The organism is Acidovorax sp., assembly GCF_022763525.1.
GTDB lineage: Bacteria > Pseudomonadota > Gammaproteobacteria > Burkholderiales > Burkholderiaceae_C > Acidovorax.
The window spans coordinates 1-13,465 of record NZ_JALEGG010000012.1 but is presented as its reverse complement, the minus strand read 5'-3'; the positions used below and the strand labels follow the sequence as shown (position 1 = coordinate 13,465).

General features: G+C 64.5%; 13 protein-coding genes and 2 pseudogenes. 9 read left to right on the top strand and 6 right to left on the bottom strand.

What is annotated here, in order from left to right:
• Together mnmD and MRY84_RS01115 are read right to left on the bottom strand one after the other, a co-directional pair.
• A partial coding sequence (gene mnmD, locus MRY84_RS01120) for a tRNA (5-methylaminomethyl-2-thiouridine)(34)-methyltransferase MnmD (RefSeq protein ID WP_291503933.1) occupies positions 1-1,136 on the bottom strand: 1,136 nt, incomplete at its 3' end.
• A gap of 103 nt (positions 1,137-1,239) precedes the next feature.
• The gene (locus MRY84_RS01115) at positions 1,240-1,512 is read right to left on the bottom strand and encodes an oxidative damage protection protein (protein ID WP_291503932.1); all 273 of its coding nucleotides are present in this window, start codon (positions 1,510-1,512) and stop codon (positions 1,240-1,242) included.
• A gap of 158 nt (positions 1,513-1,670) precedes the next feature.
• On the opposite strand from MRY84_RS01115, the gene MRY84_RS01110 reads away from it, so the two are divergent.
• From MRY84_RS01110 to MRY84_RS01075, 8 genes are all read left to right on the top strand, one after another.
• Positions 1,671-2,693, top strand: a complete 1,023-nt coding sequence (locus MRY84_RS01110) for a sulfate ABC transporter substrate-binding protein (protein ID WP_291503931.1) — start codon at positions 1,671-1,673, stop codon at positions 2,691-2,693.
• A gap of 190 nt (positions 2,694-2,883) precedes the next feature.
• Positions 2,884-3,474, top strand: coding sequence for an NADPH-dependent FMN reductase (gene ssuE / locus MRY84_RS01105; RefSeq protein ID WP_291503930.1), 591 nt, complete (start codon positions 2,884-2,886; stop codon positions 3,472-3,474).
• Positions 3,475-3,646: 172 nt separating this feature from the next.
• Positions 3,647-4,612: a sulfonate ABC transporter substrate-binding protein gene (locus MRY84_RS01100; RefSeq protein ID WP_291503929.1), complete on the top strand. Its 966-nt coding sequence runs from the start codon at positions 3,647-3,649 to the stop codon at positions 4,610-4,612.
• 33 nt (positions 4,613-4,645) lie between these two features.
• Positions 4,646-5,680 carry a sulfonate ABC transporter substrate-binding protein gene (locus MRY84_RS01095; protein WP_291503928.1) on the top strand — a complete coding sequence of 345 codons (1,035 nt, stop codon included), beginning with the start codon at positions 4,646-4,648 and terminating at the stop codon, positions 5,678-5,680.
• Between the two features lie 52 nt (positions 5,681-5,732).
• Complete coding sequence (gene ssuD / locus MRY84_RS01090; protein WP_291503927.1) at positions 5,733-6,911, top strand: FMNH2-dependent alkanesulfonate monooxygenase; 1,179 nt, start codon at positions 5,733-5,735, stop codon at positions 6,909-6,911.
• 24 nt (positions 6,912-6,935) lie between these two features.
• A complete protein-coding gene (gene ssuC, locus MRY84_RS01085; RefSeq protein WP_291503926.1) occupies positions 6,936-7,799 on the top strand; it encodes an aliphatic sulfonate ABC transporter permease SsuC in 864 nt (287 codons plus the stop codon).
• A gap of 188 nt (positions 7,800-7,987) precedes the next feature.
• The gene (locus tag MRY84_RS01080) at positions 7,988-8,797 is read left to right on the top strand and encodes an ATP-binding cassette domain-containing protein (RefSeq protein WP_291503925.1); all 810 of its coding nucleotides are present in this window, start codon (positions 7,988-7,990) and stop codon (positions 8,795-8,797) included.
• 89 nt (positions 8,798-8,886) lie between these two features.
• Positions 8,887-9,102 (top strand): molybdopterin-binding protein, encoded by a 216-nt coding sequence (locus MRY84_RS01075; RefSeq protein WP_055393898.1) that lies wholly within the window; start codon positions 8,887-8,889, stop codon positions 9,100-9,102.
• Between the two features lie 189 nt (positions 9,103-9,291).
• Here MRY84_RS01075 and MRY84_RS01070 read toward each other — a convergent pair whose 3' ends face one another.
• Together MRY84_RS01070 and MRY84_RS01065 are read right to left on the bottom strand one after the other, a co-directional pair.
• The gene (locus MRY84_RS01070) at positions 9,292-10,506 is read right to left on the bottom strand and encodes an alpha-hydroxy acid oxidase (protein WP_291503924.1); all 1,215 of its coding nucleotides are present in this window, start codon (positions 10,504-10,506) and stop codon (positions 9,292-9,294) included.
• Between the two features lie 92 nt (positions 10,507-10,598).
• Entirely contained in the window at positions 10,599-11,405 is an 807-nt protein-coding gene (locus MRY84_RS01065; RefSeq protein WP_291503934.1) for a helix-turn-helix domain-containing protein, read from the bottom strand.
• A gap of 97 nt (positions 11,406-11,502) precedes the next feature.
• On the opposite strand from MRY84_RS01065, the gene MRY84_RS01060 reads away from it, so the two are divergent.
• A complete protein-coding gene (locus MRY84_RS01060) occupies positions 11,503-12,477 on the top strand; it encodes a tripartite tricarboxylate transporter substrate binding protein (RefSeq protein WP_291503923.1) in 975 nt (324 codons plus the stop codon).
• Between the two features lie 83 nt (positions 12,478-12,560).
• On the opposite strand, the pseudogene MRY84_RS01055 reads toward MRY84_RS01060, so the two are convergent.
• Both MRY84_RS01055 and MRY84_RS01050 read right to left on the bottom strand, forming a co-directional pair.
• Positions 12,561-13,176: pseudogene (locus tag MRY84_RS01055) on the bottom strand (IS3 family transposase); the annotation flags it as partial.
• A 1-nt stretch (position 13,177) separates the two neighbouring features.
• Positions 13,178-13,465: pseudogene (locus MRY84_RS01050) on the bottom strand (hypothetical protein); the annotation flags it as partial.

Genomic DNA, 13,465 nt, shown 5'->3' with positions numbered 1-13,465 from the left:
TCAGGCGCCAAGCCTGCTTGCTCGCGCGCGGCGATGGGGGCGGGGATGGTCCATTGGGTGCCTGGGCCGTCGCGCCAGTCAGTGGGCAGGCCAGGGCTGCCGTCGGTGCGGTGTTCCAACACGCCCGTGGGACCCCAGTCCTGCCCCGCCTGCAGGCGTTGGCGGGCTTGCTGGAGCGTGAAGCGCACGCCGCTTCGCGAAAGGCGGGACAGCACGGCGTCGTCGGGCGACACATGGGGAGCAAACACCCCCGCCGGCAGGCCGGAAGCACCGGCGGCTGGCTCATCTGCCTCGTCGAGCACCTGAACCTGCCAGCCCCGGCGTGCCAGGCTGGCCGCGGTGGCGGCACCGGCCAGGCCGCCGCCGATCACCAGGCAGTGGCGGGCCTGCGCGCTGGCGCTGGGGGTCGTTTCGGGGAGGGAGGCCATGCGGGGCCGTGGCTCCCACGCCGGGTTGTAGGTGGCGTGCAGGTTGTCGCGCTTGGGCGGCACGCCCGGCACGCGCTGCACCTCAAAGCCGCATTCGGCCAGCGCATCGCGTACGGCGCGGGCAATGGTCCAGGTGGCCAGCTGCGTGCCGCGGCGGCAGCAGCGCGCCACTGCCTTGAGGGTGTGGGCGCTCCAGATCTCCGGGTTGACGGAGGGGCTGAACCCGTCCAGGTACACCGAGTCTGCGGTGGGCGCCTGCTGGCGCAGCATCTCTTGCGCGTCGCCGATGTAGAGCGTGAGCAAGACGCGGCCGCCTTCGAACGCCAGCCGGTGCACGCCGGGCAGCAGGCCCCACCATTGGGCATGCAACTGCTCGGCCAAAGGGGCCAGCTCGGGGTGAGCGGTGGTGGCGCGCAACAGATCAGCAGGGCTGACCGGCCACGCTTCGGTCGAGGCGAAGTGCAGTATGCGGGGGCGCTGCTCATCTGCCCGCCATGCGGCCCAGGTGACGAGAAAGTTCAGCCCAAAGCCGAACCCGGTTTCCAGCACCCGCCATTGGGCCTGCCCGGCCCAGGCGGCAGGCAGGCCGCAGCCTTGCAGGAAGACCCTGCGGGCCTGCTCCAGCCCACCGTTTTCGCTGTGGTAGCGATCGCCAAAGCGCGGGCTGTAGGGGGTGCCGTCGGGCAGCCAGTGGATGGGCTCGGACATGGGGTTGCGCGCAACTCAGAAAAAGAAAGGGCGCCACCAGGGCGCCGTACTGAGCTGCTTTGTACCGGAAACGGGTTCAGCAGCGGTTGTTCTAGATCACTTCTTACTGGCTGGGCGGGACATATCCCGCCGCGGCGTCTGCACCGCTGCCGAAGAAATGGTTCTCCATCTGGCGGGCCAGGTACTGGCGCGCGCGCGCATCGGCCAGGTTCAGGCGGTTTTCATTGACCAGCATGGTCTGGTGCTTGAGCCAGCCTGCCCAGGCTTCCTTGCTCACGCTTTCCCAGATGCGCTTGCCCAGTTCGCCGGGGTAGGGCGGAAAGTCGAGGCCTTCGGCTTCCTTGCCGAGCTTGATGCATTGAACGGTGCGTGCCATGGGAATTCCTTGCAGTGGGGGTGAGCGAAAAAGGCTTCGCTCAGATGATTTGGATATTAAGAACTGAAATCTCAGTAGTTCCAGTTTTGAAGAGGGCCTTCCAGAATGCGTTCCATCGGTGATTTGCACCGCAACACATTCACAAAAGAGGCCCTTCCATGAACTTTCGCCGCGACTTTATCAAGTTTCCCTTCGCCGCCGCCCTGGTGGGCAGTTTGGCCCTGACGGCATTGCCGTCGTTTGCACAGTCTGTGACGTTGCTCAATGTGTCGTACGACCCGACGCGCGAGCTGTACGTGGAGTTCAATCAGGCGTTTGCCAAGCACTGGAAGGCCAAGACCGGCCAGGATGTGACCATCAAGCAAAGCCACGGCGGCTCGGGCAAGCAGGCGCGCTCCATCATCGACGGGCTGGAGGCCGACGTGGCCACCCTGGCCCTGGCGGGCGACACCGATGCGCTGCACACCAACGGCGGCTGGATTCCCAAGGACTGGCAAAAGCGCCTGCCGCACAACAGCTCGCCCTACACCTCGACCATCGTGCTGGTGGTACGCCAGGGGAACCCCAAGGGCATCAAGGACTGGGACGACCTGGTGCGTGCTGACGTGAAGGTGATCACCCCCAACCCCAAGACCTCGGGCGGCGCGCGCTGGAACTACCTGGCCGCGTGGGAATTCGCCAAGCGCAAGTACGGTGGCGACGCCAAGGCCAAGGACTTCGTAGCCAAGCTGTATGGCAACGTGCCCGTGCTGGACACCGGCGCGCGTGGCTCCACCATCACCTTCGCTCAGCGCAACCAGGGCGACGTGCTGATCGCCTGGGAGAACGAGGCCTACCTGCTCGAAAAGGAGTTCGGCACCAAGTTCGATGTGATCGCACCTTCAATCTCCATCCTGGCCGAACCCGCCGTGTCGGTGGTGGACAAGAACGTGGACAAGAAGGGCACCCGTGCCGTGGCCGAGGCCTACCTGCAATACCTGTACACCGAAGAAGGCCAGGACATTGCCGGCAAGCATTTCTACCGCCCCGCCGTGTCGGAAAAAGCCAAGGCCAAGTACGCCAAGCAGTTCCCCCAGCTGAACCTGTTCACCATCAACAATGCGTTCGGTGGCTGGGACAAGGCGGCCAAGGAGCACTTTGCCGACAACGCGAACTTTGACCAGATCTATACGCGGAAGTAGGTAGCCCAGCGAGCCCGCCCTCCCGCCGCTGTGCGCGGGTGAAGGGCGCCCCCGTCTCCACGAACAAAAATCCAGCCCGGGCGGGCCGGGTGGGGCGCTGCACGTCCTTTTTTGAAGAAAAACAGCCCCCAGCGCTCGTCCATCAAGCGCTGGAAGATATCAAAACAATAGTAGTCAAGGAATCCACGCCATGTCCGCCTTGCTCATCGCCGGCAGTCCCTCGGAGCGCTCGCGCTCTGCCGCCTTGCTCGACGCCGTGGCCCAGCGCCTTCAGGTGCGCGGTGCGCTGGTGGACCGCATCCACATCCGCGATCTCTCGCCCCAGGCGCTGCTGCTGGCCGACTTTGGCCACCCCACCGTGGTGAACGCTGTGGACCAGGTGGCGCAGGCCAGCGTGCTGGTGGTCTCCACCCCCGTCTACAAGGCGGCCTACAGCGGCGTGCTCAAGGTGTTTCTGGACCTGCTGCCGCAGACGGCCCTCAAGGGCAAGACCGTGCTGCCCCTGGCCACGGGCGGTAGCCCGCACCACATGCTGGCGCTGGACTACGCGCTGCGCCCCGTGCTGCAGTCGCTGGGCGCCAAGGGCATCCTGCCCGGCATCTACGCCACCGATGCGCAGGTCACGCTCTCGCCCGAAGGGGCCTACCACCTGCATGCCGACATCGCCACGCGGCTGGACGACGCGGTGAACGTGCTCGTCACCGAAAACCTGCGTCCATCGCCCGCCCAGGCCACGCGGTTTGCGCCGGTGCACTTCTCGCAGGTGCGATGTAGCGTCTGACACCGGCCTGGCGCTGCGGCCGTGCCGTGGTGCCAGCGCCTGCCTTCCTCCCCCTTCGTCCCCCTTTTTTGATTTTGTTGCTGCGCCGGGTGCGCGGGCAGGGCGATGTGCCGCCTGTTGCCAGACCTCCGGCTCGGCCCTGGCCCCCATTTTTCGAGATTGGAACCGCACCATGAATGAACTTGCCCGCTTCTCCCTGCAACGCCGCCACCTGCTGGCCGCGGGCGCCGCCGCCGTCGCGGCGCCGCTGGCGCCCCAGGCCTGGGCGCAGGCGCCCACCCGCGTGCTGCGCGTGGGCCACCAAAAAGGCTGGCTCTCCATCCTCAAGGGCCGCGGCACGCTGGAAAAGCGCCTGGCCCCGCTGGGCGTGAAGGTCACCTGGACAGAGTTCAACGCCGGCCCCGTTCAGCTTGAAGCCCTCAACGTCGGCTCCATCGACTTCGGCGATGTGGGCGAGGCCCCGCCCATCTTTGCCCAGGCCGCTGGCGCCCCGTTGGTCTACGCCGGTGCCACCGTGCCGCGCCCCGCACTGGAGGCGGTCATCGTTCCCAGCGGTTCGCCCATCCGCAGCGTGGCCGACCTCAAAGGCAAGCGCGTGGCCTACAACAAGGGCTCCAACGTGCAGTATTTCCTGGTCAAGCTGCTGGAGAAGAACGGCCTGAAGTACGGCGACGTGCAATCCATCTTCCTGGCCCCGGCCGACGCGCGGGCCGCGTTTGAACGCGGCGCGATCGATGCCTGGATCATCTGGGACCCCTTCCTCGCCGCCGCGCAAAAGCAGCTCGACGCGCGTCTGCTGGTCGATGCCACGGGCGTGGTCAACAACCGCGCCTACTACTTCACCTCGCGCGATTTCGTCACCAAAAACGCCGACGTGCTGCGCATTGCCATCGAAGAGGTCAATGCCATCGACACCTGGGTGTCCAAGAACAAGGACGCCGGCGCTGCCGAGCTGTCGGCCGTGCTGGGCCTGGACAAATCCATCACCGACCTGTACCTGAGCCGCGCCCGCTTCGGCACTGCGCCCGTCACGCGCGAGATCCTGGCTGAGCAGCAGGCGATTGCCGACACCTTCTTCGACCTCAAGCTCATCCCTAAAAAGCTCAACCTGCTGCACGCAGCGCCGGTGGACCTTTGAGGGCGGGCTCACAAAGCACTGCAAGGAGTCACCATGACCCACCTTCCCTTGAGCAATGAGCGCCGCCGCGCGCTGCAGCTGCTGGGCGTCACCGCCTTCCACTGGGTGCTGGCCAGCCGCTACGCCCATGCACAGAGTGCCACAGCGCATGGCCCGGCCGTACAAGGCCCCGAGCAACTGCGCATCGGCTACCAGAAGTCGGCCGTCAACCTGGTCATCCTCAAGCAGCAGGGCGTGCTGGAAAAGCGCTTCCCTGGCACCCGCGTGAGTTGGCTGGAGTTTCCGGCCGGGCCGCAGCTGCTCGAAGCCCTGTCGGTGGGCAGCCTGGAGTTTGGCCTCACGGGGGACTCGCCCCCCGTGTTTGCCCAGGCCGCTGGCAAAGACCTGCTCTACGTCGGTGCCGAGCCGCCCAAGCCCGACAGCTCCGCGCTGCTGGTGCTCAAGGACTCGCCCCTGCGCACCCTGTCCGATCTCAAGGGCCGCCGCATTGCCGTGCAAAAGGGCAGCAGCGCCCACTACCTGCTGGTCAAGGCGGTGGAGCGAGCCGGTTTGCAGTGGGCCGATATCCAGCCCGTGTACCTGACGCCAGCCGATGCGCGCGCCGCGTTCGAGCGCAAGAGCGTGGACGCCTGGGCCATCTGGGACCCGTTCTACGCCGCCACCGAGCTGGCCATCCAGCCCCGAGTCCTTGCGACTGGCCGCGACCTGGCGAGCAGCAACAACTCGTTTTACCTGGCGGCCCGCCCCTTCGTGCAAGCCCACCCGCAAGTGCTGCGCGTGCTGTTTGAAGAACTCAGCCGCGCCGACCGCCTGGCGCAAGAGGCGCGCAAGGACGCGATCAAGCTGATTGCCGACTTCAGCGGGCTGGATGCGGGTGTCGTGAGCCTGTTCATCCAGCGCCGCCCGTCGTCGCCTGTGGGGCTGCTTTCGCCCGCCACTGTGGCCGACCAGCAGCGCGTGGCCGATGCGTTCTTCAAGCTCGGCCTGATTCCGAAACCCGTGAACGTAGCCGACATCGTGTGGCGGCCAGCGGCTGCGCAACTGGCCGCTGCCACCTCTAAGCCCTGAGTCACATCCGCCACATCCACCGCATCCAACCCATATCTATTCCGAGGCATTCATGAAAATTTTCTGGTTCATTCCCACCCACGGCGACAGCCGCTACCTGGGCACCGCCAAAGGCGCACGCCAGCTCAACCACGACTACTTGAAGCAGGTCGCAGTGGCGGCCGACAGCCTGGGCTACGAAGGCGTTCTCATCCCCACCGGCCGCTCGTGCGAAGACCCGTGGGTGGTGGCGGCCAGCCTGCTGCCCGTCACGCGCAACCTCAAGTTTTTGGTGGCCGTGCGCCCTGGCCTGCACCAGCCCGCGCTGGCTGCACGCATGGCGGCCACGTTCGATCGCCTGTCCGGCGGGCGCCTGCTCATCAACCTGGTCACAGGCGGCGACCAGGCCGAGCTGGAGGGCGACGGCGTGTTTCTGGACCACGCCACGCGCTACGAGCAGTCGGCCGAATTCATCCGCATCTGGCGCGAGATCCTCACGCGCAGCCACCAGGGCGAAAGCCTGGACTACGAAGGCAAGCACCTGTCGGTGAAAGGCGCCAAGCTGCTCTTTCCGCCGCTGCAGCAGCCCCACCCGCCCGTGTACTTTGGTGGCTCGTCGCCCGCCGCGCACGATCTGGCGGCCGAGCAGGTCGAGACCTACCTGACCTGGGGCGAGCCACCGGCCGAAGTGGCGAAGAAGGTGGCCGACGTGCGCGCCCGTGCCGCCAAACACGGCCGCACCGTCAACTTCGGCATCCGCCTGCACGTCATCGTGCGCGAGACCGAGGAACAGGCCTGGGCCGCTGCCGAAGAACTCATCAGCCATGTGACCGACGACACCGTGGTGCGCGCCCAGGCCGTGTTTGCACGCATGGACTCCGAAGGCCAGCGCCGCATGGCGTCCCTCCATGCGGGCGGCGCCAAGCGCAGCCGCAAGGACCTGGAGATCAGCCCCAACCTCTGGGCGGGCGTGGGCCTGGTGCGTGGCGGTGCGGGCACGGCCCTGGTGGGCGATCCGCAAACGGTGGCTGCACGCATCGAGGAATACGCCGCGCTGGGGCTCGACACCTTCGTGCTGTCGGGCTACCCGCACCTGGACGAGGCCTACCGCTTTGCCGAGCTGGTGTTCCCGCTGCTGCCCCTGCCGCTGCGCAACCAGCTGGCCAGCGGCAATCCCTTGTTTGGCAACCCACTGGGCCCGTTTGGCGAAACCGTGGCCAACGACTTTGCGCCGCGCGCGTCGCAAAGCTGACTTGTCTCCGAACCGGAACTCTCCATGACACACACCGCAAGAGAACTGCAGGTATCCCCGGTGGCCGACGCCGTGGACCTGCCCATCGAAGGGCCGTTTTTGCCCGCACCCGTGGCCCGCTTTCTCGCCAGCGTCGCACAGCGCCTCTTGCCCTGGGCCGTGCCCATCGGCCTCATCGCGCTGTGGCAAATCGCATCGTCACAGGGCTGGTTGTCTACCCGCGTGTTGCCTGCACCGCTCGAGGTCGTCAAGGCCGCGTGGACGCTGGCCGCTTCGGGCGAGCTGTGGACCCACGTCCAGGTCAGCGCGGGCCGCGCGCTGGCCGGGCTGGCCGTTGGCGGCGGCCTGGGACTGGCGCTGGGCCTGCTCACCGGCTCGGTCAAGCTGTTCGAAACGCTGCTCGACTCCACCATCCAGATGGTGCGCAACATCCCTGCGTTGGCGCTCATCCCGCTGGTGATCCTGTGGTTCGGCATCGACGAATCGGCCAAGCTGTTCCTCATCAGCGTGTCGGTGTTCTTCCCCATCTACCTCAACACCTTTCACGGCATCCGCAATGTGGACCCGGGGCTGATCGAGATGGGCCGCACCTATGGCCTTGGCCGCTGGCAGCTCTACAAGCAGATCATCCTGCCCGGGGCGCTCTCCAGCATCCTGGTGGGGCTGCGGTTCTCGCTGGGGTTGATGTGGGTGATCTTGATCGTGGCCGAAACCATCTCGGCGCAGGCGGGCATCGGCTACCTCACGATGAACGCGCGGGAGTTTCTACAGACCGACATCGTGCTCGTGGGCATCCTGCTGTATGCGCTGCTGGGCAAGTTGGCGGATGTGTTTGCCAAGGGGCTGGAGCGCTATTGGCTGAGGTGGCATCCCGGATACCAGGCGTGACACCCCCCTGAGGCGCTGCGCGCCTTCCCCCCGCTCTCGCTTCGCGGGCAGGGGGACGACGCACTCGCTGCGGGGCGGCCCTTGCTCTGCGTCCCTCGCATGGGGCCACGCCCTCAGCAAGGTCCTGTGTCAGATTACTCACATTTTTATAGCTGCTAGCGCTTGATATATAAGCGCGGGAGGCCATTTTGACCACTAATACATCTCCACAACCCCAAGGCGTGCGCCTGGAAGTGCGCGGCGTGGACAAACGCTACGGCACGCGCGACGTGCTCAAGAAGACCGAGCTGGTGATCGAGCCCGGCCAGTTCGTCGCCATTGTGGGCCGCAGCGGCTGCGGCAAGAGCACGCTGCTGCGCCTGGTGGCGGGGCTTGAACCTGTCTCCGGCGGTGCGATCCGCCTCGATGGCCAGGACGTTGCAGGCCTGAGCGGCGACACCCGCATCATGTTTCAGGACTCGCGCCTATTGCCCTGGAAACGCGTGCAGGACAACGTGGCCCTGGGCCTGCCACCCGCGCAGCGTGGCGCAGCGGCCGATGTGCTGACGCGCGTGGGCCTGGGGGATCGGCTCGGCGAATGGCCCGCGCGCCTGTCCGGCGGTCAGCGCCAACGCGTGGCCCTGGCCCGTGCCCTGGTGCACAACCCGCGCTTGCTGCTGCTCGATGAACCATTGGGCGCGCTGGATGCGCTCACCCGCATCGAGATGCATCGCCTCATCGAGGGCCTGTGGCGCAGCAGCGGCTTCACCGCGCTGCTGGTCACCCACGACGTGCAAGAGGCCGTGGCCCTGGCCGACCGCGTGATCCTGATCGAGGACGGCCAGATCGCGCTGGACCAGCGCATCGACCTGCCGCGTCCGCGTTCACATGGCGACGCCGCGTTTGCCGCCATCGAAAAACGCATCCTCGACCGCGTGCTGCAAAAGCCCGATGGGGAGCCTGCGCACGAGGTTTCCTGGCCCGGCGTGCCTGCGCATGGCTTGCGCTGGGCGGTCTGATTTCTCTCTCTCTCTCTCTCTCTCTCTTTTCGTTTGCTTGTTTTTCTTTCACTGACCTCTTTTTCAACGGACTATTCAAGGAGAACCCCATGTCCATTCAAGCCATCAACGTCCGCAACCAGTTCAAGGGCAAGGTCCGCGAAATCATCCGCGGCGACGTCGTCTCCGAGGTCGATGTTGAAACGCCATGGGGCGTCGTCACGTCAGTCATCACCACCCGCTCGGTGGACGACCTGGGCCTCATCGTCGGCTCCGACGTGGTCGCGCTGGTCAAGTCCACGGAGGTGTCGATTGCCAAGCTGTGAGGCAACCGTGGTCCGGGAAATTTGAGTGAAATTGGGCTCCAGCGCTTGATAGGTAAGCGCTGGCCCTTTGAATGAAAAACGGGACTTTTGTCTTGGGCGGGTGCGTCCAGACTGGACCGATCGTGAAAAAAGGCTCGTTCACGGTTTGTCTTCAGCGTGGATTTTCTATTGAATCCAAAGACGGTTGCGCTACACGGCAACCAATTGGTCGTTACCCAGTTCATTCAGGTCTTTGACGCCTATCAAAGCCATGTCCCTGTGTATCTCCTCGCGCAGCAGGTCAATCGCATGGGTGACGCCAGCTTGGCCTCCCACTGCAGCGGCATAGGCCATGGGACGTCCCACGAAAACGTGGTCCGCTCCCAATGCAAGCGCCTTGATGACGTCGGTACCCCGTCGAATACCACTGTCCAGCATCAGTGCCATGGACCCTTTGGCCTTTGCGGCATCCGAAAGCACCAGAAGGGGTGGCACTGTTCCATCGAGCTGGCGGCCTCCATGGTTGGACAGGATCACGCCATCGGCACCAACTTGCTCCGCGCGTTTCACGTCGTTCGCAGATATCAAACCCTTGATCACCAGCTTCCCTTGCCAGAGCTCGCGAATGAGCGCAAGGTGATCCCAGTTCAGGTGGTCGCGCAAGCCAAACTGCCGCACTACATTGCTGGAAATGATGGGGACGCCTCTGCCTGGGCCTGCGTTCTCGAAGTGCGGAATTCCATTCTTCACAAGAGTGCGGCCAAGCGTTCCGATCAACCAGCGTGGCCGCACCAGGCCATCCCAAGCCAGCCGCAGGCTGGGGCGCAAAGGCGTTGAAAAGCCGACACGGACATTGTTTTCGCGGTTCGCCAGCGTGGCTGTGTCCACGGTGATGACCAAGGTCTTGAACCCAGCGTTTGCGACGCGCTCGAGCAGACCTTCGATGTGCGCAGTCTCGCCAGGAATGTAGGCCTGGAACCAGGCGCAGGTGGGTGCTGCCTGCGCCACACGCTCCATGCGCGTCAACGATGCGCCGCTGAGCACATAAGGGATACCTGCGGCTTCGGCCGCTCTCGCCATGGCAACGTCACCATCAAAGGAAAACAAGGCACACAGCCCCATTGGAGCGATGCCAAAGGGTGCTTTGTAGGTTTGGCCCATGAGATGGCGAGATTGACTACGCAGAGAGACGTCTACCAAAACGTTCGTGCGAAACATCCATTTGCGATACGCCCCTGAATTGGCTTGCAGCGTCACGTTGTCTTCAACCCCGCCTTGGAGATACCCGAAGATAGGGCGAGGCAGGACGCGGCGGGCAGCGGGCTCCAGGTCACCCAGAGAGAGAACGGTGCGCAATATCGGCGGCAGGTGTCGACGCGCATTTGGCGCGGGGCCGAGCTGCTGTCGCGGTGGATTTTTTGTCATGCGGATTCCTTCGGCGGCATGCGGTGCTGCAGGCCCGGGCGCATTGGAATCCAGTCGAAACGTATCGGCAATGCGTTACGCTGTGCGTAACATCACGGATGCCAGGTTGCCCTCAAGGCGGTTGCTGGAACTCCACCCAACACCAAACCAAGTTGTCGAGCGGCAGCCACCGTGATGGGTGCGAGTTTGCGCAGGGCCACAGGTGTCAGCCGCTCCACAGGGCCGGAAGTACTGACTGCTCCGAGCACCATGCCCTGGCCTCCACGGACTGCTGCGGCAACAGCGGCCGCGCCAGTGGAACGTTCAGCGCGGGCCCAGTGAAACCCTCTGCGCCGGATGCGTTCATAGAGATCACCGGGCTCTCCCAGCGCAGCCAGAATCGCCCGCCCTGGGGCGCCAAGCTCCAGGGGCAGCAATTCTCCAGAGCGCGGATGATCTGGCCTGGCATTCGGACCGTCACAACGCATCAGGCAACTGCGCAGATTGCCCTCATGCACATAGAACGAAGCGCTTTCTCCGGTCGCTGCTGCAAGCCGAACCAGGATGGGCTCGATGACCGAGCCGACGTCGAATTGGGCCTGGTAGCGTGATCCGATCCAGCCCGCGGCGGGGCCCAACCGCCAAGCGCCGTCTTCGCGCTGTACCAGGAAGCGTGAAAGCGCCAGTGTGCGAGCCAGCCTCAGCGCGGTCGGCTTGTGCATGCCAGTGCGTCGCGCCAACTCGGTCAGCGACAGGAAGACTTCATCGCCGCCGTCGAACGCTTTCAGCAGTGACATGGCACGGACCACCGCATGAACATGTTCGCGCCCCGGTTCTTGGCTAATGTCCGCAGGACTCTTGGAACTAGGGCGGGCAGAGGAGGAGGCTGGGGGCGTTGAGGAGCGGGAGCTTTTAGCCATAAACCGATGATAGTTGTTACGCATGGCGTAACGCGTTGTTGCCGCTTGGAAGTCGCATGATCATTCTGGCCCCGACAACCTACAAGGAGACAAGCCCATGGATATTCCTACGCACTTCAACCGACGCCGCGTTCTCGGCGCTGCCGCGCTTCTTCCGTTCGCTGCAAAGGCTCAGGACAACTGCCCCAGCAAGCCTATCCGGATGATCATCCCGTTTGCCGCTGGTGGTGCAACCGATGTGCTGGGGCGCGATCTTGGTCAGGCAATGGCCCCCGCTCTCGGACAATCTTTCGTCGTCGAGAACATGGGTGGTGGAGCTGGCGTGCCGGCGCTCAACAACGTGTCGCGCGCAGCGCCCGATGGTTATACGGTCCTCTTCTGCGCCTCTGGGAACATCACCGCGCAACCACTGCTCTCCAAGAACCGCATCGATATCCTCAGTCAGGTTACGCCGGTCGGCATGATTGCCTCAGCGGCTCACGTGTTGGTGGTCAGTGACAAGGCGCCTTTCAAGTCCTTGCCGGAGTTGATCGCCTACGCGAAGGCACATCCTGGCGAGGTCAACTTCGGATCTGCTGGCGTTGGAGGCCTGGCCCATTTGGGAACTGAATTGCTGGCTCGCAGCGCGGGCATCAAAGTCACCCACATTCCGTACAAAGGTGCATCCGCTGCAAACAACGACTTGGTTGCCGGCCAGATTCATGCCATCTTCGGCACCATGCCGTCGTTTATGGCGATGATCGAGAAGGGGGCTTTGCACGCCGTTGGAATCACTGCAGCGAGCAACTCGCGGCCGCTGAAGGGGTTGCCGCTTATCTCGAAGACCGTGCCCGGGTTTTCCTACAGTTCGTGGAACGCAATCTTTGCACCAGCGCGTACCCCTGCTGGCGCCATCGACAAGCTCTACACCGCCATGCGGACGGCCGCGCAAAACCCTGGTTTGAAACATCGATTCGATGACCAGGGGGTTGATGTCGCCCTTGCAGGTCCTGACGATTTGCAAAAAATGGTGGTCAAGGAGCGTGCAGTCTGGGAGAAGGTCATCCGTGACGCTCATATTGAGCTGAACTGAGAGTCTGGGGCTGCAATGGCACCGGTTTCGGTCCTGAATGTGAGCAGGGTGGGGCACGAGGCCACTGAATCGCCCCGGCATTCCTAGACACTTTTGAGCCGTTGGGAATGTCGCTGTTCGAACTCTACAGGTGATAGTCCTGCCGCCGATGAATGACGGCGCTGTGAGTGGTAGAACATTTCAATGTCGTTGAAGATATCAGCTCGCGCATCGTCGCGGGTTTCGTAGACCCGCCTGCGAATGTGTTCGCGCTTGAGCAGTTGGAAGAAGCTCTCGGCCACAGCGTTGTCGTGGCAGTTGCCACATCGGCTCATGCTGCTGACCAGGTTGTGCTCGCGCAGGAAGGGCTGCCACTCGTGGCCGGCGAACTGGCAGCCCTGATCGGAATGAACCATGACCGGCGCATGCGGCTGAGCAACCGCGCTACGCGCTGCTTGCCCGCAGCGCTCGCCCAGGTCGCGCTGTCCAGCGTGAGCTTGCGGTAGCCATAGACACCGCCGCTCTCCAGCAATGCCTGCTTGAGCAAGCCCAGTAGCCTCTGGTCGTCCTTGGCCCGTGGACTCTGCGGCGCAGCCTTCCACGCGTAGTAGCCGCTGGGGTGCAGCGCATCACCTTGCACATGCGCCGTACGCTGTGTTCCTGCGCATGCTGCTTGATGAATGCGTACCTCACCCGGACCGCCTGGCAAAGTACACGGCGGCCCCAGCGCGATGCGCAACGCGTGGGGCACATGGGGGTGGTGGCAAACCCTTCGGCGGTCGACCCCGACACCCGGCGTTCTGCCAGGGTGGTGGCGATGCGGTCGGTCCGCTGGTCGTCGCCCAGCGGCAGCCAGATGAAGTAGGGAGGCCGGGTGCCGTACCAATTTCAACCCCGCCAGCGCCCGGGTGGCAAGGGCTTGGCGCTGCGCGGTGTTTGCGCGTTTGTCGGCAATGCCCACCAGACGCTTGCGGGCGCGGGCGCTCATCACGCAGCTCAGCGGATTGTG